This is a genomic window from Pseudidiomarina marina, assembly GCF_003987045.1.
Classification (GTDB): domain Bacteria; phylum Pseudomonadota; class Gammaproteobacteria; order Enterobacterales; family Alteromonadaceae; genus Pseudidiomarina; species Pseudidiomarina marina.
In genome coordinates this window covers 1-24,918 of the sequence record NZ_PIPZ01000005.1, presented here as the reverse complement: position 1 = coordinate 24,918, position 24,918 = coordinate 1, and the positions used below count along the sequence as shown (strand labels likewise).

The 24,918-nt window shown below is 46.8% G+C and carries 19 protein-coding genes; 8 read left to right on the top strand and 11 right to left on the bottom strand.

The features are described 5' to 3' along the window. The first annotated feature begins 134 nt into the window (after positions 1-134). The 3 genes from aceB (at position 135) to nhaD (ending at position 4,694) form a co-directional block, all read left to right on the top strand. Positions 135-1,712 (top strand): malate synthase A, encoded by a 1,578-nt coding sequence (gene aceB / locus CWI76_RS11025; protein ID WP_126760412.1) that lies wholly within the window; start codon positions 135-137, stop codon positions 1,710-1,712. Positions 1,713-1,741: 29 nt separating this feature from the next. Beyond that, positions 1,742-3,079 (top strand): isocitrate lyase, encoded by a 1,338-nt coding sequence (aceA, locus tag CWI76_RS11020; RefSeq protein ID WP_126760411.1) that lies wholly within the window; start codon positions 1,742-1,744, stop codon positions 3,077-3,079. 175 nt (positions 3,080-3,254) lie between these two features. Further along, the gene (gene nhaD, locus CWI76_RS11015) at positions 3,255-4,694 is read left to right on the top strand and encodes a sodium:proton antiporter NhaD (RefSeq protein ID WP_126760410.1); all 1,440 of its coding nucleotides are present in this window, start codon (positions 3,255-3,257) and stop codon (positions 4,692-4,694) included. 39 nt (positions 4,695-4,733) lie between these two features. On the opposite strand, the gene aceK is transcribed toward nhaD, so the two are convergent. The 6 genes from aceK to CWI76_RS10985 all read right to left on the bottom strand — a co-directional run bounded on the left by aceK (position 4,734) and on the right by CWI76_RS10985 (position 13,727). Further along, a complete protein-coding gene (gene aceK / locus CWI76_RS11010) occupies positions 4,734-6,452 on the bottom strand; it encodes a bifunctional isocitrate dehydrogenase kinase/phosphatase (RefSeq protein WP_241968028.1) in 1,719 nt (572 codons plus the stop codon). Between the two features lie 26 nt (positions 6,453-6,478). After that, positions 6,479-7,414, bottom strand: coding sequence for a LysR family transcriptional regulator (locus CWI76_RS11005; protein WP_126760409.1), 936 nt, complete (start codon positions 7,412-7,414; stop codon positions 6,479-6,481). Between the two features lie 87 nt (positions 7,415-7,501). After that, positions 7,502-10,675 (bottom strand): amidohydrolase family protein, encoded by a 3,174-nt coding sequence (locus tag CWI76_RS11000; RefSeq protein WP_126760408.1) that lies wholly within the window; start codon positions 10,673-10,675, stop codon positions 7,502-7,504. 15 nt (positions 10,676-10,690) lie between these two features. Continuing rightward, complete coding sequence (locus CWI76_RS10995; RefSeq protein WP_126760407.1) at positions 10,691-10,849, bottom strand: YqaE/Pmp3 family membrane protein; 159 nt, start codon at positions 10,847-10,849, stop codon at positions 10,691-10,693. Positions 10,850-10,867: 18 nt separating this feature from the next. Further along, positions 10,868-12,388: a S10 family peptidase gene (locus tag CWI76_RS10990; RefSeq protein WP_126760406.1), complete on the bottom strand. Its 1,521-nt coding sequence runs from the start codon at positions 12,386-12,388 to the stop codon at positions 10,868-10,870. Positions 12,389-12,482: 94 nt separating this feature from the next. Next, complete coding sequence (locus tag CWI76_RS10985) at positions 12,483-13,727, bottom strand: NRAMP family divalent metal transporter (RefSeq protein ID WP_126760405.1); 1,245 nt, start codon at positions 13,725-13,727, stop codon at positions 12,483-12,485. Positions 13,728-13,853: 126 nt separating this feature from the next. On the opposite strand from CWI76_RS10985, the gene CWI76_RS10980 reads away from it, so the two are divergent. Together CWI76_RS10980 and CWI76_RS10975 are read left to right on the top strand one after the other, a co-directional pair. Continuing rightward, positions 13,854-15,740: a GNAT family N-acetyltransferase gene (locus CWI76_RS10980; RefSeq protein ID WP_241968023.1), complete on the top strand. Its 1,887-nt coding sequence runs from the start codon at positions 13,854-13,856 to the stop codon at positions 15,738-15,740. A gap of 3 nt (positions 15,741-15,743) precedes the next feature. Next, positions 15,744-16,667: a histone deacetylase family protein gene (locus CWI76_RS10975; protein WP_126760404.1), complete on the top strand. Its 924-nt coding sequence runs from the start codon at positions 15,744-15,746 to the stop codon at positions 16,665-16,667. An 81-nt stretch (positions 16,668-16,748) separates the two neighbouring features. Here CWI76_RS10975 and CWI76_RS10970 read toward each other — a convergent pair whose 3' ends face one another. After that, on the bottom strand, positions 16,749-18,011 hold the full coding sequence (locus CWI76_RS10970) for a type II toxin-antitoxin system HipA family toxin (protein WP_126760403.1): 1,263 nt from the start codon (positions 18,009-18,011) through the stop codon (positions 16,749-16,751). A gap of 5 nt (positions 18,012-18,016) precedes the next feature. Next, positions 18,017-18,301: a helix-turn-helix domain-containing protein gene (locus tag CWI76_RS10965; RefSeq protein WP_126760402.1), complete on the bottom strand. Its 285-nt coding sequence runs from the start codon at positions 18,299-18,301 to the stop codon at positions 18,017-18,019. 236 nt (positions 18,302-18,537) lie between these two features. Between CWI76_RS10965 and CWI76_RS10960 the strand changes: the two genes are divergently transcribed. Beyond that, positions 18,538-20,382, top strand: a complete 1,845-nt coding sequence (locus CWI76_RS10960) for a hypothetical protein (RefSeq protein ID WP_126760401.1) — start codon at positions 18,538-18,540, stop codon at positions 20,380-20,382. A 74-nt stretch (positions 20,383-20,456) separates the two neighbouring features. On the opposite strand, the gene CWI76_RS10955 is transcribed toward CWI76_RS10960, so the two are convergent. Together CWI76_RS10955 and CWI76_RS10950 are read right to left on the bottom strand one after the other, a co-directional pair. Continuing rightward, on the bottom strand, positions 20,457-21,089 hold the full coding sequence (locus CWI76_RS10955; protein ID WP_126760400.1) for a hypothetical protein: 633 nt from the start codon (positions 21,087-21,089) through the stop codon (positions 20,457-20,459). 295 nt (positions 21,090-21,384) lie between these two features. Continuing rightward, positions 21,385-22,863, bottom strand: coding sequence for a nucleoside phosphorylase-I family protein (locus CWI76_RS10950; protein ID WP_126760399.1), 1,479 nt, complete (start codon positions 22,861-22,863; stop codon positions 21,385-21,387). Between the two features lie 462 nt (positions 22,864-23,325). On the opposite strand from CWI76_RS10950, the gene CWI76_RS10945 reads away from it, so the two are divergent. After that, the gene (locus CWI76_RS10945) at positions 23,326-23,595 is read left to right on the top strand and encodes a type II toxin-antitoxin system HicA family toxin (RefSeq protein WP_126760398.1); all 270 of its coding nucleotides are present in this window, start codon (positions 23,326-23,328) and stop codon (positions 23,593-23,595) included. An 8-nt stretch (positions 23,596-23,603) separates the two neighbouring features. Then, the gene (locus tag CWI76_RS10940) at positions 23,604-23,945 is read left to right on the top strand and encodes a type II toxin-antitoxin system HicB family antitoxin (RefSeq protein WP_126760397.1); all 342 of its coding nucleotides are present in this window, start codon (positions 23,604-23,606) and stop codon (positions 23,943-23,945) included. Positions 23,946-24,153: 208 nt separating this feature from the next. Here the strand turns inward: CWI76_RS10940 and CWI76_RS10935 are convergent, their stop codons facing one another. Next, positions 24,154-24,774 (bottom strand): HNH endonuclease, encoded by a 621-nt coding sequence (locus tag CWI76_RS10935; protein WP_126760396.1) that lies wholly within the window; start codon positions 24,772-24,774, stop codon positions 24,154-24,156. Between the last annotated feature and the right edge of the window lie 144 nt (positions 24,775-24,918).

The following is a 24,918-nucleotide window of genomic DNA, read 5'->3' as shown; positions in this document are numbered from 1 at the left end:
GTTGAACGCATCCGTTTAACTTCATTTATCATTCACCCTATGAATGCCTGTAATGCACTTCATTCATTTGTTGTATTAGTCGAATTCAGTCTAGCCTAGAGTTCGTTAACACACGAACAACAACTGGATGAATTATGAACGGACTAAAACTCCCAAAACTTGAGCAACCCGCAGCCGGTTTGATTAATCAAAACTGCCAACAATTTTTGGTCGACTTGGTACGAAATTTTCGCCCGAAACTCGAACAGTTACTAGTAAATCGCCAGCAACGGCAGCAGCAAATTGATCATGGTGCCCTTCCTGACTTTGCGCCAGAAACACAAGCCATTCGTGACAGCGACTGGCAAGTGGCGACGCTGCCGAAAGATCTCACGAAGCGACGTTTAGAAATCACTGGCCCTGTCGATCGCAAAATGGTGATCAATGCGCTCAATGCCAATGTTGATTGTTACATGGCTGACTTCGAGGATTCGCAATCGCCAACTTGGGAAGGTGTGATTCAAGGACAAATCAATCTATTCGACGCGAATACGGGTCACATGACTTATACCGATCCGACCTCGAACAAACGCTACCAGCTTAATGAAAATCCAGCACTGTTGATTGCCCGCGTTCGCGGTCTGCACCTACCAGAAAAACACGTTCTGGTTGATGGCACGGTGATTCCCGGCTGCCTGTTTGATTTTGCGGTTTATTTCTATCTCAACTATCAACAACGTGTTGCAAACGGCACTGGTGTTTACTACTACCTGCCAAAACTTGAGCACAGCAGCGAAGCGCAATGGTGGGCGGATGTCTTTACCTTTACCGAAAACTATTTTCAGCAGCCACGCGGCACCATTCGCGCCACGGTGTTAATTGAAACCTTACCCGCCGTATTCCAAATGGACGAGATTTTATACGCCATGCGTGACCACATTGTGGCGCTGAACTGCGGTCGTTGGGATTATATTTTTAGCTACATCAAGACTCTGAAAAACCACGCTGACAGAGTACTCCCAGACCGTCAGGTCGTGACCATGAGCCAACCTTTCTTAAATGCGTATTCACGGTTACTAGTGAAAACTTGCCACAAGCGCGGCGCACTTGCGATGGGCGGCATGGCGGCGTTTATCCCGAGCAAAGATCCAGCTGAAAACGCCACCATACTCGCGAAGGTGAAAGCGGACAAAGAACTTGAGCGGAGCAATGGCCACGATGGCACTTGGATTGCGCATCCGGGGCTTGCCGATACCGTGCGCGAGGTGTTTGTTGATGGGCTTGATGGCGACAATCAATTACATGTATTGCGTGAAAACGATGCGCCGATAACCGCCGCCGATCTGCTCGAACCGAGCTCTGGTGAGCGCACCGAAGCCGGTATGCGAACCAATATTCGCGTCGCATTGCAGTACATTGCCGCATGGATATCCGGCAAAGGCTGTGTGCCAATTTACGGCCTCATGGAAGATGCAGCTACCGCCGAAATTTCACGTACATCGATTTGGCAATGGATTAAGCACGGTAAAACCCTTGATAACGGTGAGGTCGTGACCAAAGACCTATTCCGCACCTACCTGCAACAAGAAGCCAGAGTTGTTCGCAACGAAGTGGGCGAGCAACGCTGGGAAAACGAGAACTTTGCAACAGCCAAGCAATTGTTAGAAGACATCACCACCGCTGATGACTTGGTGGAGTTTCTTACTCTGCCCGGCTACGAACTCATTCAATAATAATTCCACTACTTAACAGGACAACAACCATGACAACCATTCCATTACACCAAGCAGAAGCTGCCAAACAGCTGGAACAAGATTGGCAACAAAACCCACGCTGGACTGGCGTTGAACGCACTTATTCCGCACTCGATGTAGTGCGTCTACGCGGGAGTGTTCAGCCCGAGTGTACCTATGCCCAAAACGGTGCAGCAAAACTGTGGCGTTTAGTGAACGGCGCCGCCCAAGAGAAGTTCGGCAAAGACTATGTGAATGCGCTCGGTGCGCTCACCGGCGGCCAAGCGGTACAGCAGGTTAAGGCCGGCTTGCAAGCCATTTACCTGTCGGGCTGGCAAGTCGCTGCCGACAATAACACCTCGTTGAGCATGTATCCGGATCAATCGCTGTACCCAGTGGATTCAGTACCCACGGTGGTTGAGCGCATCAATAACAGCTTTGCGCGCGCAGACCAAATTCAATGGTCAAAGGGTATCGGCCCTGAGCAAGAGGGCTATGTCGATTACTTCGCACCAATTGTTGCCGATGCAGAGGCTGGATTCGGCGGCGTGTTGAACGCTTACGAGCTGATGCAGGCGATGATTCGTGCTGGTGCAGCCGGTGTGCATTTTGAAGATCAATTGGCATCGGTGAAAAAATGCGGTCATATGGGCGGCAAGGTCTTGGTACCAACCCAAGAAGCGGTGCAGAAATTGATTGCCGCGCGCCTTGCAGCTGATGTTGCCGGTGTGCCGACGTTGATTCTTGCCCGCACCGATGCCAATGCCGCCGATTTGCTCACATCCGATGTCGATCCGAATGACCAACCGTTCTGCACGGGTGAGCGCACCGCCGAAGGTTTCTACAGAGTGAATGCCGGCATTGATCAGGCTATTTCACGTGGCTTGGCCTATGCGCCTTATGCTGATTTATTATGGTGTGAAACCGCTAAACCTGATTTAGATGAAGCGCGCAAGTTTGCCGAGGCCATTCATGCACAGTATCCAGGTAAGTTGCTTGCGTACAACTGCTCTCCAAGCTTTAACTGGAAGCGCAATCTTGATGATGCAACCATTGCTAAGTTCCAGCGCGAACTTGCAGCCATGGGTTATAAGTTCCAGTTCATCACCTTGGCTGGCGTGCACAACATGTGGTACCACATGTTTGAATTGGCGCATGACTACGCACGTAACGATATGTCCGCATATGTGAAGCTGCAGCAGCAAGAATTTGCGGCAGCTGAGAAAGGCTACACCTTTGTGGCTCACCAACAAGAGGTTGGTACGGGCTACTTCGATGAAGTCACCAATGTGATTCAAGGTGGGAAGTCTTCAGTGACCGCCCTAACGGGCTCAACTGAAGAAGAACAGTTCAAAAAACCGGCGTAAGCTCAGGTTTACGAATACCCACTTAGAATTACCTCGGAAAATACTGAGTATAAGCCGCCAAGCACAGGTGTTTGGCGGCTTTTTTGTGGTAGTATGCGCGCGCCTGAACAGACAACTCATCTCATAAATTGTGCTGTTCACCCCTGAAGCCTCACATGTTGAAGGAATAACACTCATGTGGAAACTACTGCTGTTATTGTTAGGCGCTAGCCTGTTCTCACCTGCCGCATTGGCGGCCGCTGGTCAACTTGATCTCACCACCGCCAACGTTGGTATTGCTGCCATCGTTATCTTTACCGTTGCCTATATTCTGGTGATGGGCGAAGAGCGATTACACATGCGCAAATCGAAGCCGGTATTGGTCGCCGCTGGCTTAATCTGGATCATGATCGGTTTTGTCTATATGCAAAACGACTTGCCAGGTGTCGCCGAAGACGCATTTCGTCATAACTTACTTGAATTTGCCGAACTGATGCTGTTCTTGTTGGTGGCGATGACCTACATCAACGCCATGGAAGAGCGTCGTTTATTTGATGGCTTGCGCGCGTGGATGATTAAGAAAGGCTTCACCTACAAACAGTTATTTTGGCTATCAGGGTTTCTCGCATTCTTTATCTCTCCCGTTGCGGACAACCTAACAACTGCCCTACTGATGTGCGCCGTAGTGATGAAAGTTGCCGATGGCGATAAGAAGTTCATCAGTATCTCGTGTGTCAGCATTGTGATTGCCGCGAACGCGGGCGGTGCCTTTAGCCCATTTGGCGACATTACCACGCTGATGGTTTGGCAAGCGGGTATGGTTGAATTCCAAGAGTTCTTTGTCTTGTTCATCCCATCGTTGCTGAATTACTTAGTACCAGCGGTGATCATGAGCTTCTTTATAGAAAATCGTAAGCCATCAGCAATCTACGAAGAAGTTGAACTGAAGCGCGGTGCTTTGCGAATTACTACCCTCTTCTTGCTCACTATCGCAACGGCGGTTGCTTGTCACATGTGGCTGCACTTACCGCCAGTACTTGGCATGATGATGGGTCTCGGTTATCTACAATTCTTCGGTTATTTCTTGCGGATGACGTTACCAGGCTCACTGGCGCGCAAACGCGCTATGGCGGAACGCGCCGGCGATATGGCGCGGCTTGAACGCCTTGGTAGTGTGGTGCCATTCGACGTATTTAGCCGTGTACAACGTGCCGAGTGGGACACCTTGTTATTCTTCTACGGCATCGTGATCTGCGTTGGCGGCCTTGGCTTTATGGGCTACTTATCACTGCTTTCCAATACCTTGTATTTAGACATGAGCCCAACCTTTGCCAACGTCGCATTAGGGGTCATGTCAGCAATTATCGATAACATTCCGGTAATGTTTGCGGTACTGTCGATGCAACCAGAAATGTCGCACGGTCAGTGGTTATTGATTACCTTAACGGCCGGTACGGGCGGTAGTTTGTTATCGATTGGTTCAGCGGCAGGTGTGGCACTCATGGGGCAAGCGCGTGGCTATTACACCTTCGCCAGCCACTTAAAATGGACGCCGGTGATTGCGCTCGGTTACATCGTCAGCATCCTAGCCCACATGTGGCTGAATGAGCAGTTGTTTACCGTCTTCAACCACTAACGAATAACCAATAACGATTAACGAATAACGTCAGTCGCCCTACCCCGAAGTCGTGCGCACACACCGCATAAAGCGCACGGCATCAGGGTACGGAAACACATCCGTAATCACGCCACGCGCAAGATTATCTTGTTGCTGCCGCCAAAACTCAGCATCAATCAGCTCCGGATGATATTTCAGTAAGATATCTCGTAACTTCGGTTGCGGAACTGCGTAGGTCGCGAGCTGCTCCGGAAATACATCATTCGGCGCCACCGTATACCAAGGTTCTGGCGCAATCATTTGCTCGTAGGTTTCTGGCTTCGGTAATTTGCGGAAATTCATTTCGGTGAGGTACTGAACTTCGTCATAATCGTAAAACACCACCCGCTTATGGCGCGTTAAACCAAAGTTTTTCAGCAGCATGTCACCTGGGAAAATATTCGCGGCCATCATGTCTTTAATGGCTTGTCCGTAGTCCTTCATCACCAATTCTATTTCAGCGTCAGTGCCGTATTCCAAGAAGATATTCAATGGCATCATGCGGCGCTCAACAAATAGCTGACTAATCACCAGTTGACCGTCTTCAATAGTTAAACTACCCGCCACAGTGCTAGTGAGTTCGTCGAGTAAATCTGGAGAGATACGCTCAAGCGGAATCGCAACGTTGGCAAATTCATAAGTATCCGCCATGCGCCCTGCACGATCATGGCGTTTAACCATGCGATAGCGATCAATAACCGTTTGCCGACTCATCTGCTTGCCGCCACCAAACTGGTCTTTAATCACTTTGAATACATACGGGTACGACGGTAGCGTAAATACCGTCATCACCATGCCTTTAATACCTGCAGCGGCGACCAATTGATCATCGCTGGCGGCTAAGTGATGCAGAAAATCACGATAGAATTCAGTTTTACTTTGCTTATGTAGGCCAATGGCCGAGTACAGTTCCGCGATTGTTTTCTTTGGCATTAGCCCTTTTAAGAAGCGTACTAACGCCGAAGGTGCTCGGGTATGCACCATAAAATACGAACGCGCGAAAGCAAAAATGATCGCCATGTGGTCGGTATCGGTGATTAATGCATCCAAATAAAGCCGCCCAGCACTATTTCTTAGCACCGGAACAATAAACGGGAAAATACGGTTCGCGCTAACAATACGGCCGACGACATACGCGGCCTTGTTACGGAAGAAGGGTTCTTTCAGCACATCAATGCGTAGCTGATAGGCAGAAAGCTCGCCGGCGGCTGTTTGTTCGCGAAATGCCTTGCGCAATAAGCGAATATCTTCCGATAAATCATCATATTCGGCGCCAAAATCAATATCGCCCATGATGCGTGCAAGCGTGCGGCGCATGCCCTGTACGACGGGGAAATATGAGCGGAATTCAGTTTCAAGCGCAAGCGGAATACTGTCGCTTAGCGTCGTTTCGACAAAAATGTAGGCGTTATTAAAGTAGCGGCGATGAAAAAGATTACAAAATACCGAGTTATAAAAGGTTTCGGCCAATTCGGCCTGCGGGTGAAACTGCAGAAACTGCTGGTAGATTTTGCGTGTTTCTAACCAAAGCTCTTCATTGAGTTTGCCGCCCGTCAGCTGACTAAGAATCGCGGTGGTTTCACGTACGCGCTGATCATAAAAGCTAATGCGCACGGTTGCCGCGTACTGGCCGGCGTGCCAATCGCCCTCGCCGAACCGTTCTTTGGCTCGACGAGTTACTTCTTGAAACAGGGCATAGTGCTTATGAAAGCCCTGCAATATCTTTCGGGCAAACATGCCCGCGCGCTTCGCATCGCCCATGATTAATGGTGCGCTGCGGTATCGGTTATCAATTGCCGAAACCAACGATGCCCGGCGTCATGTTGCAATAACGGGCTCCAAATCATGGTGAGCTCAAGCGCTGGAATTGCAAACGGTGGCTCTAACATGACCAACTCGTCATCGTCTTTGTATAACGCAGCAGCCTGACTCGGCAAAGTCGCGATAAGCCCTTGGCGCGCTAAATGCATAGCCACATGGTAGTTTCGCGTAAAGATGCGGATTTCTCGCTTATGCCCCAGCGAACCTAAAGCTTCATCAACCCACCCGAGCTTTTGCACGTCATGCGGATCCATACCAACACCAACACCGAAGCCAGTTTTACTTACCCAAACGTGCTCGCCCTTGAGGTAATTCTCAAGTGTGTAGTCTTGTACCAATGGGTGGTCTTTGCGCACTAAGCAACTAAAGTCGTCTTCCCATAAGTTTTTCTGATGAAACGACTGCGGTAATTTCTCAAAGCGGTTAATCGCCAGATCGACCTTGCCGTTTTCAACATCGTGAAAGCTGATATCACTCGGTGTCATGATATCGAGTGCCACATGCGGTGCTTGTTGTTTCAGCTTTTCAAGTAACCGCGGCATCAACGTCGATGCAGCATAATCTGACGCCATAATTCGAAATACACGGTCGCTGGTCGCCGCATCAAACTCACGCGCCGGTTGCACCATTTCTTCTACGGAATAGAGTATTTGGCGTACCGGTTCTTGCATGCGCAAGGCGGTTTCAGTGGGGAGCATACCTTCACTAGTACGCACTAATATTGGATCGTTCAGAAGTGTGCGTAATCGCTTCAAGCCGTTACTCATTGCGGGCTGGGTAATATTCAGTTGCGCCGCCGCTTTGGTCACATTGCGCTCGCGCAATAACACGTCGAGGTAGACCAATAAGTTGAGGTCGATATCTTTAATGTTATTCATAAAAAAAATAAATCCCGCTATAAGAATATAGCGGGATTATAGACATAATTTTTCTGAGATACATCACTTGTGTGATGCGACTATGGTCTATTCCCAGAAAAATGGCTTACGTGGCTCAGCTTTTGGCACCAACTGATTCATGGTTTCCGCATCAAACAAGCGGCCATTGACCATGGTGTGCGTGACACGATCAGTGACAAAAATATCCGCTAACGGATTACCATCAATCACGATAATGTCAGCCAGTTTGCCCTCTTTCAACGAGCCGATATATTTATCCATACCGAACTCTTTCGCTGGGTTAATCGTCGATGTCGCTAATGCTTCCAGCGGTGTCATACCACCTTGCGCCATCATCCAAATTTCCCAGTGTTGAGCTAAACCTTCACGCTGACCATGCGCGCCAGCCACCACATCAACGCCGAGATCTTGTAGCTGTTTGGCTACATCGGCATTGTTGAAATGGTTGTAGTGGTTATGCGGTGCTTTCTCACGGCGCACAGAGCCCACCAATGCATCTTCTGGTACAAACTTCGATAGCTTCGGATGTTTCCACACGTCCGTTTCAGCGTACCAATAGTTCTCACCCCAAATACCGCCGTATGCAACACCCAACGTCGGGGTATAGTTCACGTCGGTTTGGCTCCAGAATTGCTCAATATCATCGTAGATTTTGGCAACTGGAATTGAGTGTTCGACTGTGGTGTGACCATCAGCAATCATCGTCAAGTTATGTTGCAGCAATGAGCCACCTTCCGGTACCACCATCATGCCTAACTCGCGACCAGCTTGAATAACTTGCTGACGCTGATTACGACGCGGCTGGTTATAGCTCTTCACCGAAAATGCACCAACTTTCTGCAGACGCTCAAGATGGAACTTCGCATCTTCAAGACTATCAACATGCGCGGTATAACCCGGACCGTTCGCACCATATAAAATAGTACCGGTTGAGAATGTGCGTGGCGCAGCAATGTAGCCTGCTTTTTGCAATTCACTCGCAGCAAAGATTTCAGTGGTGTCATTGGATGGATCGTGAATTGAGGTTACACCAAACGCCAACGTGGCATAGGTTTTCCAGTTTTGCTCTGGAATAATCTCGTTGTCACCTTGCGGGCCGTGTGCGTGACCATCGAACAAGCCAGGCATGACCGTCTTGCCAGTGGTATCAATCACGGTTGCACCGCTTGGCACAGTCACATCATCGACGCGACCAACCGCAACGATTTTGTTGCCTTTCACGACAACAGCACCGCGCTCAATCACTTGATCGCCTTCCATGGTGATAACCTGACCGCCTACAAACGCAACGGTTTCATCATGAATACCGGCATCCGCATCAAAGCTGATATCCAAGCCATTCGCTACTTTCTCGAACTCAGATTCGCCATCAATGCCGAACAAGCCGTTTACTGAGGCATGGTAAAGCTCAGGGCCCAGAGACCAATACAGCGCCTGGCCGTCGCCGCTCCACGAAATATTTTCGCCAGCACGAACCGACAATTGTTCAACTGGGAACTGTTTGTCCGTTGGGCTGATTTTAATTGGCGCACCACGTTCAACAAATGGCGTCACGAATACTTTGAAACGCTCAGCAAAAGCCAAGTTCTTACCATCCGGTGATACACGGAATTCAGTTGCGTGCTCCGCGGTATAGAGCGTGCGCGATTCTTTCGTAGTTAAATCCACGCTCATCAATGACGGCGAGCCATTGAATGCCATTAGGTAAACCCGATCGCTACGCGCACCAAACTGTGGCGAGCTACCGCTTTCACTAATCAGACGTGGCTTCGCGTTTTTGCTCAGCGACAAGTGATAAACACCAGGGTTCAAGCCGTAAGTATCAGAAGTGATATAACCACCACGGATTTTACGATAGACCACGGCGTTGCCATCTGGGCTAAACACCGGCTCAACGAATTTACCTTCGCCGGTTGCCAATACCGTTTCTTTGCCCGATTTCACGTCACGAACAATAAGTTGGCCAAGTTCTTGGTCATCCCATGTCGCATAAACGAGCTTGCTGCCATCGCGTGAATAGCTTGGGTAAAGCTCCCAAGCGCCTTCACGATTGGTTAATCGCTTCGGCTCACCGTTCGGTAAACTACGCACGTATAATTTGCCGAGCGCCTCGAACACCACTTGCTTCGCATTTGGCGCTACTTGCACCATACGCAGCATTTTCACCTTGAACTTGTCTTCATCTAGGTTGGTTTCGAAGTGCAAGGCATGCTGAACTTTCTTCGTGGTTTCAACGCTAAATGGAATCACGCGGGTACTGCGGCTAGCAACATCAAGTTGCATGATTTTGCCGTCAGCCCAAAACACCATTTTCTTGCTATCCGGGCTCCAATCCATGGTCGGATACACGCCATGAATTGCCCATGTTTCCTGCATGTCGCGATCAAGCTGGCTGTATAACCGCTTTTTCTCGCCTGACTCGAGGTCATATAAATACAGTACGCTGTTGAAATCTTCGCGCTTAATATAGGCAAGATACTTACCATCCGGCGAAGGTGTCGGGCGAATTGCGCCACCTGCACCACTTAAAATCACATCAATGTCGCCGGTTTCGCGATCATAGCGTTTGATTTTATAAATGCCTTCCAGCGAATCTTTGCTGTAATGGAAGGTTTTACCTGGGGTATCGTCTTGCGAGAAATAGATATAACGGCCATCTGGTGAAAACGCCGGCTCGCCTAAGTCTTTTTGATCATTTGGACGCTCAGTCAACATCACACCTGAGCCACCCGAGCGGTGATACATCCACACTTCACCAGCACCGAGTGAACGGCGCGCCGTAAAGTGTTTACGCGCAACGATAAACTCGCTGTCTGGGCTCCATGCTGGGCTGTTCAACAAACGGAAGGTTTCGTCTGTGACTTGGCGCGGATTGCTACCATCCGCATCCATGATCCAAATATTGTCGCCACCGTCGGCATCCGAGGTAAAGGCAATGTATTTGCCATCCGGTGAGTAAACCGGCTGCATATGCCATGCAATACCACCAATCAATAATTCAGCATCGCCGCCGCTGGCAGGAATACGATAAATATCGCCGAGCATATCGAAGACAATGAATTTGCCATCGGGGCTCATATCCACGTTCATCCAAGTACCTTCAGAGGTTTTGATCTGAATGTCTTTGAATTCACCTTGAGGATTATTTACGTCCCAACCATTTTCCGTTTGGGCAAGCGTAGGCGCAGAAAAAGATAAAGCTACGCTGACCCCAAGGGCCAGCGTTGATAATTTCTTCATGGGTAAACCTTATAGTTATTTTTTGGCGATAACCCAAACCGCGTGAACGATACCTGGTATGTAACCAAGCAATGTCAAAATAATATTAATCCAAAAGTGCTTACCAATACCGACCTGTAAAAATACACCCAGTGGCGGTAACAAAATTGCGATTAAAATGCGGATTAAATCCATGAGTTATCTCCTTAATTATTAATATTTCGCTGCTTCATCCTTAGCAGGAATAGTCGCTTTTATGAATTCGCGCAAGTCGTTGTTCGATAATTTCAAATCTTCAGCGCGCAAATACATCATGTGACCGCTACGATAACCTTTGAATCCAATACGGTCTGCCATGCGGCCGCTCGGATCGATGTGCCACATATTGTATTTCGCATCGAAATAGTTGGTCGCACCGTCGTAGTAACCCGATTGAATCAAGACATTCAAGTATGGGTTTTGTGCCATCGCTTGACGCAGGTTTTCACCGGTATTGTCGTTGCTGCGATCCCACGGATGCACTGGGCCAAACATGTTGTATTTCACATCAGTTTTGTAGCCAAGTTCTTCGCGCAAGTAGTAGTTAATTGCCGGAGTAAACGAGTGCAACCAAGAAGTCAGTTCTGAGTTGTAATCTGGGCGAGACCCCACGTCATCACGGTCAATACCGAGATAGCGCGAATCGAGACGACCAATCGTCTGGCCACGATCACGCAGTAATTCTTTCCAGAAAAACGAGGTGCTGATGTCTAGGTTAGAACGCATAACCGTTTGCTTATCTAAACCTGAATACTTCGCCACTTGCTCAGCAATTTGCTCTTTTTCAGCAGCAGGCAACATGGCGCCTTTAGCTAACGCTGGCAAGTAAACGTCAAGCGTATATTTCTCAACTTCTGGCAGCAATTCGAGTAAGTCTTTGCTTTGCAGATCAGAGCCTAGGGCATTGTGATACCACGCCGCTGCCGCAAAGTACGGTAAGCGGTTAGCTGCTTTCACAGGGCCGTTACGCTCAATACCGATATCGGTTGGCGATACTAAAATCACGCCATTTAGATACATCCACTGACGGTTTTGTAGCTCAAGCGCTAAGCCAGATACACGGGTGGTACCGTAGCTTTCACCAATCAGGTACTTCGGCGAGCGCCAGCGTTCATGACGCGTCACAAAAGTGTTGATCCAGTCAGCTAAATATTTCACATCGGCGTTTACACCGAAGAACATTTTTTGCAGTTCATCACGCGAATATTGCGAGCCATCTTTCTTAGGTAGAGGACGTGAATAACCTGTATTTACTGGGTTCACAAACACAATATCAGCCACATCTAATACCGAATGCGGGTTCTCTTTAACGCCGTATGGCATAAGTGGGAAGCCTTCGTCATCAACGCGAAGCGATTTTGGGCCGGTGTAAGCCACGTGCATCCACACGGATGCTGAACCTGGGCCGCCATTAAATGAAATCAATAATGGACGTTCTTCGCGATTTTTAACGCCTTGGCGCTCATAGTAGGTAAAATGGAGTGCAGCCGTGGCTTCACCGTCTTCGTTGAAAACTGGCTGCGTGCCGGTGGTTGCTTTGTATTTAAAACGCTGACCATTAATGGTCGTGCTGTGCTCAGTCACAACCGTTTCGTCAGCTGCAATTTTGGCTTCTGGGAGTTCTGTTGCAGTTGCCGTAACAACCAAGCTTGACCCCATCATCACCGCTAAAATGAGATGTTTCATGCCCTTCATGATTACTTCCTCTGGTTTTATTGTTGTTCCATTTAATGCAATCACTCACCAAAGCTCAAGGCGAGTGAGCTAAACGCACTTATTTTCAAGATAGTCATGAGCCCATGAAGATTAAAAAGTACAAATACCCCATGGCAAACACAATTAAGTAGGTTAAACCTAACCAGCCGTACAGCCGCATCAGCGTCGACATCTTGTTTTTACGTGCGAGTTTAAAGTTGAGCCACGCGAAAAATGGCGTGGTTAAAAAGGCGAGCGTCATGGCGAACGTTAACATTGGCCCTAACGCACTTTGAAAGTAAATAATCACTAACATGCCAGCGAACGATTGGCCGATAACCCACCAAGTAAGACGCTCTGTTGTCGCCGGCGGTTTATTATCTTGCGCACGCGGCGCTAGTAGCGAACGGCATTCTTTGAGTGTTCGTGCGTAGCCATCGAGCACCGCAAGCGTGGTTCCGAACATACATAAAAATGCGATACCGCCAACCAAATACTCCGACCACGCCCCAATGGTATTGCCGTACATACTGACAAACTGCTGCGCAAATTGCGTTCCCGCTAATGCAATGGGTTGGTCACTGCCAAACTGAACGAGCGCACCAAGGGCAAGGAACACCACCGCCAAAGCAGCCGTCACCCAGTAGCCTAAATTGAAATCGAACAAGCCATGTTTCAGGCTAATGCGCGTGAGCTTTTGCTTGCTTTGAAGCCACAATGAATTGATTGCCGAAAGCTCGATGGGAACGGGCATCCAGCCCATCATCGCCACCAAGAACGCTAATGCAGAAAGCTGCCACGGTGACGGTGCCACAAAATCGTCAGGCAGCGGCTGCGCGTTACCCCACGCCATAATCACGGCGACAACAGTTGCCAGACTCAAACTCGCCATAATCCATTTCGAGAGATTATCGAGCATGCGGTATTGGCCACCGAGAATAACTAACAGGCATCCGAGCAAAATCAGCCAGCAAAGTGCTATCAGCGGCAGCTCAGGAATAAATAACTTTAATAGGCTGGCGCTCAGCAGTAACACACCGGCGGTATTGACCACTGCAGCGATGGCGTTCAACACGGTGAAAAGCCACAGATAAAGCTTGCCCTCGCCGTAATAGCCGGCAATTAAATTTTGCTTACTTTCGAGTGTGTAGGTAACGGCGAAGCGGAAAAACGGGTACTTCAACACGTTAACTAGCACGATCACCCACCACAACTGCCAACCGAACAAAGCACCGGCTTGGGTAGATGCGACAAGATGTGACGCACCTACCGCCGCTGCAGCTAAAATGATTCCAGGCCCCAGTGCGTGGCGTCGTGATGATTCTGTGCGTTGTGTCATCGATTTATTCTTATTGTTTGAAAAATGACGCCCCACAGCATAGCGCCAATTTCGCCCAAGCCAAAATTATGTTTATACTGCTGATGTAAGTCATTGCGACATCAGTGCGGCATAAGGAAAGAGAACATGAGTAGCAATGAACGGCAGTTGATGGTTGATGGTCACCCCGCTAAATGGGAGCAGCTACTAAAGTCTGGCGACCGCATATTCATAGGAACCCATGCGGGCGTTCCACATGCGCTGATGCATGACCTTGCTGACCACAGCAAACACTTCCATGACATTGAAATTGTGCAAATTTATGCGCTTGGCGATAACCACTGGGTAAACCCAGAATACAACCAAACCTTCAAGGTCAACTCACTGTTTATTGGCGGCGAAAGAGTTCGACAAGCCGTTGCCGAAGGCCGCGCCGATTACACCCCTGCCTTCATGTCGGATATTCCGTCACTATTTAGCGAAGACATTTTACCTTTAGATGCCGCGTTAATTATGGTCAGCCCGCCCGACCAATATGGTTATCATTCACTCGGTGTGTCGGTCGATATTGTGTCGTCAGCACTACGCTCCGCCAAGAAAGTGATTGCGCAAGTGAACCCGAAAATGCCGGTAACATTCGGCCAAGCTTTTATTCATAAAGGCCAAATTGATGCGTTTTTTGACGCCGAGCAAGATTTACCCGAAATCACCGCGCCCGAACTTGATGCGGTCACCGAACGGATAGGCCAATATGTGTCGTTGCTGGTGGAAGATGGTGCCACCATTCAAATTGGCTTTGGCAAAATTTGCGACGCCGTGTTGCGCTACCTCAGCAATCACAAAGACTTGGGCGTACACAGTGAGCTGATCACCGACGGCATTATGGAGCTGATGCTCAGCGGCGTGATCAATAACCGGAAGAAAACCTACCACCAGCACAAAGCGGTGACCAGCTTCTGCATCGGCAGCAAAAAACTGTACGACTTTGTGAACAACAACCCACACATTGGCTTTTACCCGTCAGAGTATGTGAACTCGCCCGCTAACATTGCGCGCAACGAAAAAATGGTGTCGATTAACAGTGCCATTGAAGTGGATTTGACCGGCCAAGTGGTATCAGACTCCATCGGCCATCACTTTTACAGCGGTATCGGCGGCCATGTGGATTTTAGTCGCGGCGCCAGCATGAGTCCTGGCGGTAAACCGGTGATTGCCCTGCCCTCAACCGCGAAAAACGGTACTGTGTCACGCATTGTGCCGTTTATAAGCGAAGGCAGCGGCGTGGCGACCTCGCGAGCGCATGTGTATTACGTGGTCACCGAATTCGGCGTAGCGTCGTTACGTGGCAAAAGCATTCGTGAACGCGCACTTGAGTTAATTCGGGTGGCGCATCCGAAATTCCGCCAACAATTATTAGAAGAAGTTCGTAAACATTACTACGTGCCGCACTATCAAATTCTGCATTCGGTAGAAGTGCCAGAACTTGGCCCCGTTGGCTTCAAAGAAATTGTGATTAACGGTGAGTTTTTCGATTTACGCCCGCTGAACCCCAGTGACGAGCGACGCCTGCAAGAATTTTTCTACTCGCACACCAAAGAAACACTGCAGATGCGCTACAACACCGTGCCAACCAGTATGAGCCGAGAGAAATCATGTACCTTGGTGAGTGTGGATCAGTCGCGTGATTTAGCGCTGTGCATTGTGCGACAAAAAGGCTCGATGGCACAGATTCAAGCCGTTGGTCGCTATTATCTGCTACACGACGAAAAAAGCTGTGAAGTTGCCTTCGTGACGCGAGAAACTCAGCACGGTAAGGGCATGGCAACCCGCCTACTTGATGAAATGAAGCGCATTGCCCGAGAACGCGGACTTGAGCGCATGCTGGCTTATGTGCGCGCTGAGAATGGCAAAATGCTGGCGGTGTTTGAACGCGCTGGCTTTGTGCGCAAGCCTTCGGAAGAGCCGGGCGAGGTTTACTTGCAGCTTGATTTGAACGAGCCCGCCGTGGTTGAACAACCTAAAGACAGTGAGTGATGTATGTCGATAACCGTGTTTAGTCATCCGTATTGCAGTCTGCACCGCGTGTCAGAGGTTCACCCTGAAGAGCCGGCGCGCATTGCCGCCATTAACGATCAGATTATTCGCTCGGGCATGGAGTTTGCACTCACTCAGAAAGACGCCAAGCCGGCCACACGTGAAGACTTACTTCGCGTGCACGCCGCAAACTACATTGATGATGTATTTGAACGCGCACCCACTGAACCCGACCAACACATTTGGCTCGACCCCGATACCATGATGACCGCAGGCACACTGCGTGCGGCCTTGTATGCCGCCGGCAGCGGTATCTGCGCTGTGGATGAAGTGTTTACTGCCGAAAACCGTCGGGCTTTTTGTGCTGTGCGCCCGCCAGGGCATCATGCCACTTGGGATGCCGCCATGGGCTTTTGTATTTTCAACAATATTGCGGTGGCGACCGCCTATGCCATGCATACCTATGGCATTGAGCGAGTGGCGATTGTGGATTTTGATGTGCACCACGGCAACGGCACTGAAGATATCTTTTTGAACGATGAACGCGTGCTGTTTTGTAGCTCGTTTCAGCATCCGCTGTACCCAAACTCAGGTACCGAAACCATCAGCCATGAAGTGATTAACATACCGTTACCAGCTGGTTGCGATGGGCCAACGTGGCAGGCCGCAGTACGCGAACGCTGGTTCCCAGCTATAGATGCCTTTGAGCCGCAACTAATTATGGTTTCCGCGGGCTTTGACGGGCATTTAGAAGACGACATGGCGCAGTTTAAACTCACCGAAACCGACTATCATTGGATTGGACGTGAACTGAAAGAGCTCGCTGAACGCCACTGTGACGGCCGCATTGTCGCAACGCTTGAGGGTGGTTATGACCACAGCTCGCTGGGGCGCAGCGTGGTGGCGTTTTTGAAGGGCATGCAGTGACGGTAGGCTGGCAGTGGCTTGTTGGCCATTTAGCGCTTTTGCTCATCGAATTGAATCTATTCGGGCTGACACCATGTCTTTCTAGAACCTAAAGTCGTCATGTAATTTCGACCAATGCAGTCTTAAGGCTTTCTTGTGTTCTTCATTCATCGGCAATTCGGTTAATAGTTGCGGCCAAATAGTTTGGGCTTTGTCTAATGCATCAACAATATGAACTTTAACTGCTTGCCATGGCACACCAACACGGTTAGACCAAGTTTCAAACGAAGCCATATTGACTTGGTACCAGTTTTTGTTTTTACCCATATTCAGAGCGAACTCAGTCTCACCTTGCACGTAGGGTAGCGTTGAAACGATATCATAAGCTGGCGATAACATAGGACGCTGCGGGTTAGTATATATCACAGACCAGTTTTTAAGGTGTGCATCGCCATTAGCAAGTAATATATTCACGAGCAAACGCCTAGCCATTTGTTGCACGTCTTTTAAAGCTTGTTGGCTGTACGAATATAAAGCATCAGCAATTTGCTCGTAATTGTACTTTTTATATTTTTCCCGAGAGTACACTTGGAATACTTGCGCAAAATCTTCGGTGTGTATTCGTTGTCCATTGCCTCTATCAAATCGCTTTATCGCGTACGCATGCTGCTCATTTGGTAACTGAATATCAGGTAAGTTATCTAAGTCAGACAAATCAACCAGCTTTATTTCCGGAATATCAACACCGACAGTTTCAGCAAGGCGCATAGCTGAGAACTCGTTGTAAGGCACAAATTTGTGCACAGTTGATGGTGTTTTAATGATCCAGCTTTCGTGATTAGCATCATTGCCTATATTAAACCGCCCATCTCGATTTCGAACGGAAGAAAACTTCATTTGTACGCCGGCAAGGGAGAATTTATTTTGTTGATGCCCTACATCAATTTGTACAGCTTCAACTTGTTCCCGATGATCGAGCGCCCATGTCGGTAACTGACCGGCAACTATCGGTGTCGCAATAATACCTCCTGGCAAACCTTTCCCCATATGTGCCAGCAACGGGAATTCGTTGTCCGCATGCACCTTAAGAGACTGTGACATCCAATCTCTTAATGCCCCCTCCGGTAATAAGTTAGATAGTACAGGCGGCAAACGCTGTGAACTGATAAGCGGCTGACGAAGGTATCGTTCATCAATCAATTGCGACATCGTGAATGTGTTGCGTTTATTGCTAGGCAACGCTGTGTAATCAGGTGAGAATACAAAGATATTCTTGCCGCCCGAATAGTGAGATATAACACCAATTTCTTGATTGTTAATACTCAGGCTAAGACCTTCGACCTGTTCTATGCGCTTTGTGGTCATAGTGCCTAGTCCTCGAGGTGCTTATGTTTGTTCGCCCAAATATTCTCATGCTGGGTGTCAGTTGCCGTTGAGGGTTGATTCTCAAGGTTTAACGGGTCTACAACTGCTAGCTCTAAACCTAAACCAACAAGTATGCGAAGTAAGGTCGAGACCTTTAGATCTTGCCCAGACTCCACTCGCTGATACTGTTGTTGCGACATGCCAATAAGCATCCGCATGTCTTTTTGCGACAACCCTCGTTTCTTGCGCTCGCTAATTAATAACTCACTTAGCTCATTTAACGTTTTCATAAAACAACCTAAATATTGTTTTTATAACAATAAACAACTTATACGCTGTTATTTTAGAAAAGACAACTTTTATGTGTTGGTTGACTTAGGCTGCAACCTTAACGTCAAACCTAACGCATAAACGATGAATGCGGGATCACCATCGGATTCTTCCATACATGCCTCTGAATTTGCAATCTTCCGACTTTGGCGTATGTTGTTTGTATAAAAATCAAACAATCCAAGGAGTGGTAGAGATGAAACTTGCGAACGTCCTCTCAGCAGTTAACCAAATTGAAAAGTCAAAATTCGTTAATTTCCTCGATCGCGTATGCACTGAAGCAAGTGAACACGACAAAGAACTCGCCAAACGAATCCGCAACATAGACGGTCAGATTAAAGACGCCTCAAGCGGCGAAGTCACTCAATTATTTAAATTGGCAATGCCGCTATTAAGCCGCGAAGTGAAGCATTTGCTTGCGCTAAGCGGAGCCCAAGCTGCCCTGCTCGTCAATATCTTAAGCCGTGACGGCAACTGCGTAGCCCAAATTTCATGGATAGAACGTTTATATGCAAAAGAGTGGAAGAGTATTAACGATCATTCAAAAGCGATAAAAGAAGTATTAGAAAAAGAAACAGAACCTAGTGTTTTTGACGAAAATCGACGCTTAGGTATTTACTTTCGATGCTTGAATGAAGCATTTCATAATGACGAACGAATTAATCGCGAAGCCAAAATTACGGATGAAGAACGCGGAATTTTGAACGTATTAGCTCATCAGCTTGATGTGACAGCAGAAGACAAAGTTGCCATTGAGCACTTAGTTTATCCGATACCTAAGAATGGCGTTCAGGATTGCCTTAACCAATTGCGGGAAATTGGCCTTCTCTTTATCAGTAAAAAAGAACAAACAGTTTATGTTCCCGATGAAATTGTCGCCATGCTGCACCGCATTCAAGGTAAGCAAATTGCCGATAAGCACCTGCTTAGAATTCTTCGTACCCTTTCGGATGCTGAACTTTCAAATATTCTAAAAGCTCATGACAAGCGGATTCGTGGTGTTGAACGTGTGGAAAAAATCAGCTCGATATTCAAAATGGGGCTGTCAGTTACCCAAATTCTAGCGGATGACATGCATGCCGAACAAGCCCTTCTAAACGAGAAGAAAGATCGTCTGAAAGCGTTAGTAGAACACCTACAACTAAAACTCGACAAGCTGGGAACGACACTTGAAGAACGCATTCACTTAATAATCGATACGCTCAATAACTCATCGGACAAAGAATTTAATGTTCTCTCCGCTGCCGGTTACAAGGCGTTGTTCGAAACAATTACCAAACACAACCCCAAAATTGTGAAATTGTTACGAGAAGAGTTTGAGCTGGAAGACAATATTGAAATTGATGTTGAACGCCTCCGCGCCCTATCCATCACTCCTTTCGATATTTTATATGCGCTCTCAAACGACGAGGTGAAAGATCTCAAATCAGCGATGGGAATAACCCGACGTGGTGATCTTCGCCAAGTGATTGTCGAAGCTTTTGCAAACGCCACTGATAAGCTAATTGAGAACTACGAAGCACTCGCCAAACGTGATTTGGCAACTTTGAAACAGAATAATATTGAAATAGCAGAAGCAGAGATTGGCGTTAAATTTGAAGAAGTCACCAAAGCCATTTTTGAAGAGCTTGGATTTGCTGTTGATGAAGATTTACGCCGGTCAATTAACACTGCCAAAGACCAAGCTGACATACTCATATCGCTCAGTGATGACGACGTGATTATTGGCGAAGCGAAAACCTGTAAAAACGGTGACTTTGCGAAATACTCAACCACATCACGACAAATAAAGGCTTACGTAAACCGATGTGAAGCCGCCGGCAAACGCGTTTCACAAGTACTGATTATCGCTCCAACGTTTTCAACCGACTTTATCGAGTCTGCCGAACTGGATACCGAAGTGAATATATCGTTACTTGAAGCGGCTGGGTTGAAGAAAATATTAGAAGCCTATAAAGCACGAAGAAATCCGAACTTTTCCGCGAAGCTATTAACCAAGGGTGGGTTGCTTAAGGCGGATTTGATTGCTAAGCGGATATGACATGTCTGTTATGTGCCAAGAGCGGACGGTGGTAACGCCTGAGTGCACCTCGGCGCATTACTTGTTAAATGATTTCACCCCATGTAAGGCAATCCCTGACACAGTACGGTCAAGGGTATTATAGACGATGGCATTGATTTAAATCGTTTGGGGTTTTTGTTGATCGCTTGGCGAAGTTTTTTTGCTGCGGCTACGTTTTTCACCAACACAGCGTGAGGATCGTTTGGTAGCCGAAAATTTCCCTTCGAGCGCCATTCTCGTTCATGGACCCAGTTTATACCTTCTCCATCGACTCCTTCTAGCCGCACTACTCGCCATAGTTCTTTTTGAGGGACAGCGATTGATTCTAGCTCGTCGTTGGATAAGTACATGACTGGGCGGCAACCGCGTTTATAGGCAAAGGTCTTTGAAACGATTAGACCGAACGGCTCATATCGTGGCTTTTTAGGATCTGTGTTCGCTGAATTAAGAACGTATTTAAGTGAGGTTAAAGGTATATCCATGAAACACGCAGCGGTGTTAGGCCCTTTAATAAAGCCTTTTTCAGTATCACTCCCCCAAACTTCCCCAGTTTTCAAAATATTAACGAGGTTATCGTATGCAGAGAATTCGTCTTCCTCTTTTGTGTTCTTGGTGAGATGAACCAGAAATGGCGACAAATCTGGACGCTCAAAGAACGGCAAATTATTGGATTCTTTTTTCGTCATTCTTCACTCCTTTAACAGCTTATTATCGAAAGATTAGGTAGTTTTCCTATTGCAACTTATCTCGATTTTACTCTTTCGATATTGGTAACAAATTCTTGCATCGCTTACTAGCACCTAATTTTCGGTAGTTTAGTAATTGGATAAGTCTCCGCTCTTCGCTCAATGTTGACGTTAAAGTTAATCTCATTGGTCGACTTGTGCCAAAAGCGCACGTTAACGCTTACTCTACTATGGAAAACTAAAATTACAGCGAGATAATTTCTTCGAGTGCAAAAACTTCTTATGGGTTTGGCTATCAGGTTAGTATTCGTAAGTTATCTGAGTACTCTTTTAACGCTAATTTATATTCTTCAGCGTAGGCTTTGTCAGAAACTTTTACATATACTTTTTTGCCTTCATCTAGCAGTCTTTTTACTTCGTGAATCAATGCTATTCTTCTGGAAGTCATACGAATATCGCTATCCTGAACGTATATAACTTTGCATCCTTCGTTATAAGATAAGGTAGCTTGCCGGCTATACGCTGATCCTATTGTTGATGGAATGATTGAAGCTGTACAATTTTTAACGGCATCTATCAGTTCTTTATTAGCAGCCGTCATTTCAAAGTAGTGACTTTTCTTCTTAAAGGAATAATTGACTAAATTAGTATCTATGGCGCATGACTTAATGCGCCGCCAAGATAAAGCCCCCCCATTATCTCCTTCAAGATTATCAAGCGAGTACTCATCTCCGTCATCATTAATGATTATTTTATCTGGATAAAACTTAACACTGGCGAAAGATGCTCCACTATGTTTAAGGGAGTTCTGTAGAACTTCAAGGATCAAGTCACAAAAGTAGCGCAGGAAACTTCTGTCATAACCAACCTCATTAAGGTAATACTCGAGTTTCCTCTCTATGATTATTCCGACTTCATCATTTAAGAGGTCATTAAGATCATCTGATTTAATAGTCTTTTTCAGAACTCTGATTTCATTGCCAAATAAACGGTCAATAAGAAGTAACTCATCAGGCTTAGATATACTAAAATTAATCAATGCATTACTTATCAGCAACTCGTTAAGAGTACGCAGTGCTAACGAAGCTGAAACTGCTGCCTCTGGTTGATTTGAACGTTCAAAATCATCACATCCGAAATCCGACACTGACTTAATAATCAGCCAAGGAGTTCTCTTTAACGAAGGCACGAAACCGAAAGCCTCCATTTCTCCGCCTATCAAATATGGGTACTGTTGAAGCAACTGTTCCCTTTCAGAAGTACTTGATAGCAAAGTCTCTAAACTTGCTAGTTCTCCTAGTTGAGAGTCCGCAATTTCTCGATTTATTTCTTTACTTACATGGGAAAGGTCAAGTGAACTTCTGTATTGTGTTGCTTTGTATATGGACTCTTTGCCTTTGCTTATTCTTGAATTAAGTGAATAAATTGTATCGGAAATTATAATATCGCCAATATTTGTTAATGTCGGATTACCCCAACAAAATCCCACTAAATACACTAGCCCAGGAGAAGGCATATTGTTTCGACTGACAAACTCGACTACTAACCTACTTGCCGAGCCTTCAGCAGATATGCCGCTACTTCCCGTTAAATGAATTGCAAACATGCCGTCCAACAGCCCTATACTGCACCCACCTGTAGACATGTGAACAGAAAGATTTTTCCTATTGGTCATGATTTCATTAACAGCTTTCTTCTCTTTGCTATTTGAAGTGACAATGAGAAGATAGTTATTTTTCAGAGCGTCATAATAGTCTTGTATATCTATGTTCACGTTAAACAATGCCTATACTCTGTGTCGCGTGCATAAAATCCACATGATGACCGCATCAAATTTAGCTCGAATTATCGAGTAAAGCTCGCTAACCGCCATTTAGCCACCTATTCGTTGACTCGCTTGTTAATTAACGTTTTCACGATTGTCTTACTCAAACTTACCTCCCCCAAATAGAACCATGATATCGACGACATTTCCATTAAATGGTACAATGATGGCTCTTGTGAACGATATTCTCAGGAATACTCGCCCATATTCAGTGAGGTCCGCAATTCGCTCAAAAACGGAAGTAATCAAGATAACATCCGTTTCGATCTCATTGCCGATTCTGTCAGCTATTTCGTAAATCGCTAATACCAACCATAGCACATCCTATACTACTCGCAGTGCCTCTAACTTAATGCAATTATTTTTTAATTGCATATTGATAATATGTGTCTAAAATCATGGATGAACTAAATGACTAGGTTGGAAAAGCTATATCAGCGCATGCTAGCAACGCCTACCCCCTGCGATGTGCGACATGAAGAGCTGAAGATATTTTTGAAGTCACTAGGGTTAGTCGAAGTCAAGCGTGGAAAAACATCTGGCTCGCGAATCAAGTTTATGGACCCACAGAATCCAAGCCGACAAATACGATTGCATAAATCACATGGTGACTCACCTGTTGATCGTGGCGCATTGAAAGATGTGATTACACGGTTACGATTGATGGGATTCATAGAGTGAGTAAGGTTATGTCACAAAAATTATTACGCCATAGAGGCTACCAAGGCACTGTCGAAGTCGATTTCGACAAAAGCTGCCTATATGGCAAAGTTCTGTTTATTAAGAGCCTTATTACTTATGCAGGAGCGACACCGGATGAGTTAAAGGCGAGCTTTGAGCAAGAAGTCGACGAATATATTGCCGATTGTGAGGCGTTTAATGTCGAACCCGAAAAGCCGTTCAGCGGCACCTTCCAAATTCGCTGTTCAGCTGAATTACATAAGGAGCTAAGCTCCGAAGCTCTGAATGCTGGCGTGTCATTTAATAAATATGTGGTGGCATTGCTTGAGCAAGGCACACGCGAACAATAAAAAAGGCGAGCTAAAAAGCTCGCCTTCTTCATCACATCTGTTTTCATGAAATAAGTCGTTTAATCAAGGTCTTTGTTTTAAGGCCTTTCAAGAGTACGTGATCTGAAATAAGTCGTTTATAGAATCTCTTGTCCTGTGTCGAACTCTAAGCATGCTTCTACATGGCTCAAGTTGCTTAAAGAGCACTTAACACTTGAAAGATCTTAGCTCATGACTTCGCTAGTCGCTCCTTGACTTCATCCACGCCAAAGGCTGGTTTTCGTCTATGAATCATGGCGTGGCAGTTTGGACATACTGGCTTCAGATCACGAACAGGATCGATGACATACTCTTCTCCTATGCTCGATAACTCCAACTCATGATGAACATGAATGAAGTCTCTTCCAATTTCTCCATAGGCAGACAGAAAGTCGAATCCACAAATAAAGCAGTAGCAACCATAGTGCTCGATACATTGCGCCCGAGCAACCGGGTTCCTTTCGTAAATGTTCACATATACGCTTCGTACCTTTCCTTCCCGAAGCTCTTTAGACTCATCAACTTCGTCAGGGAAGATATAATCATCATTTGTGGAAACCTGAGCTAGTCGAGAAAATTCCTCATAAATTTTTTTGCGTTTGACTACGTTGGCATTGCCGACCGTTTCGTAGTAGTCAATGTGCTGTCGTAAGGAGGACAATGCATTCAGCAGCTTGTCTCTACCATCTTCTTTTAGGATCATTTCCAGATAGTAGCGTGTCGCTTCTGCGTTCGTTGTTCGGGTAAATCGTTTACCCTGAATCAAGCTCCGATAGTTATATATGTAATCGACTGCGGAGTTACGGTTCATCCCATGACTCGTTTGAATGGTAAGGCCTGAGATTTCCCGACACCTTTTATGGTAAAAATGTAACTATGACCATAAGAGGTAAATCATGGGTAAAGGTATCCGATATTCGGACGAGTTTAAACAAGAAGCCGTGAATCAAGTCGC

Bases quoted from the DNA above. Each gene is read 5' to 3' on its own strand.
- aceB (WP_126760412.1), top strand. From the start codon at position 135: ATGAACGGACTAAAACTCCCAAAACTTGAGCAACCCGCAGCCGGTTTG.
- aceA (WP_126760411.1), top strand. From the start codon at position 1,742: ATGACAACCATTCCATTACACCAAGCAGAAGCTGCCAAACAGCTGGAA.
- nhaD (WP_126760410.1), top strand. From the start codon at position 3,255: ATGTGGAAACTACTGCTGTTATTGTTAGGCGCTAGCCTGTTCTCACCT.
- aceK (WP_241968028.1), bottom strand. From the start codon at position 6,452: ATGTTTGCCCGAAAGATATTGCAGGGCTTTCATAAGCACTATGCCCTG.
- CWI76_RS11005 (WP_126760409.1), bottom strand. From the start codon at position 7,414: ATGAATAACATTAAAGATATCGACCTCAACTTATTGGTCTACCTCGAC.
- CWI76_RS11000 (WP_126760408.1), bottom strand. From the start codon at position 10,675: ATGAAGAAATTATCAACGCTGGCCCTTGGGGTCAGCGTAGCTTTATCT.
- CWI76_RS10995 (WP_126760407.1), bottom strand. From the start codon at position 10,849: ATGGATTTAATCCGCATTTTAATCGCAATTTTGTTACCGCCACTGGGT.
- CWI76_RS10990 (WP_126760406.1), bottom strand. From the start codon at position 12,388: ATGAAGGGCATGAAACATCTCATTTTAGCGGTGATGATGGGGTCAAGC.
- CWI76_RS10985 (WP_126760405.1), bottom strand. From the start codon at position 13,727: ATGACACAACGCACAGAATCATCACGACGCCACGCACTGGGGCCTGGA.
- CWI76_RS10980 (WP_241968023.1), top strand. From the start codon at position 13,854: ATGAGTAGCAATGAACGGCAGTTGATGGTTGATGGTCACCCCGCTAAA.
- CWI76_RS10975 (WP_126760404.1), top strand. From the start codon at position 15,744: ATGTCGATAACCGTGTTTAGTCATCCGTATTGCAGTCTGCACCGCGTG.
- CWI76_RS10970 (WP_126760403.1), bottom strand. From the start codon at position 18,011: ATGACCACAAAGCGCATAGAACAGGTCGAAGGTCTTAGCCTGAGTATT.
- CWI76_RS10965 (WP_126760402.1), bottom strand. From the start codon at position 18,301: ATGAAAACGTTAAATGAGCTAAGTGAGTTATTAATTAGCGAGCGCAAG.
- CWI76_RS10960 (WP_126760401.1), top strand. From the start codon at position 18,538: ATGAAACTTGCGAACGTCCTCTCAGCAGTTAACCAAATTGAAAAGTCA.
- CWI76_RS10955 (WP_126760400.1), bottom strand. From the start codon at position 21,089: ATGACGAAAAAAGAATCCAATAATTTGCCGTTCTTTGAGCGTCCAGAT.
- CWI76_RS10945 (WP_126760398.1), top strand. From the start codon at position 23,326: ATGACTAGGTTGGAAAAGCTATATCAGCGCATGCTAGCAACGCCTACC.
- CWI76_RS10940 (WP_126760397.1), top strand. From the start codon at position 23,604: ATGTCACAAAAATTATTACGCCATAGAGGCTACCAAGGCACTGTCGAA.
- CWI76_RS10935 (WP_126760396.1), bottom strand. From the start codon at position 24,774: ATGAACCGTAACTCCGCAGTCGATTACATATATAACTATCGGAGCTTG.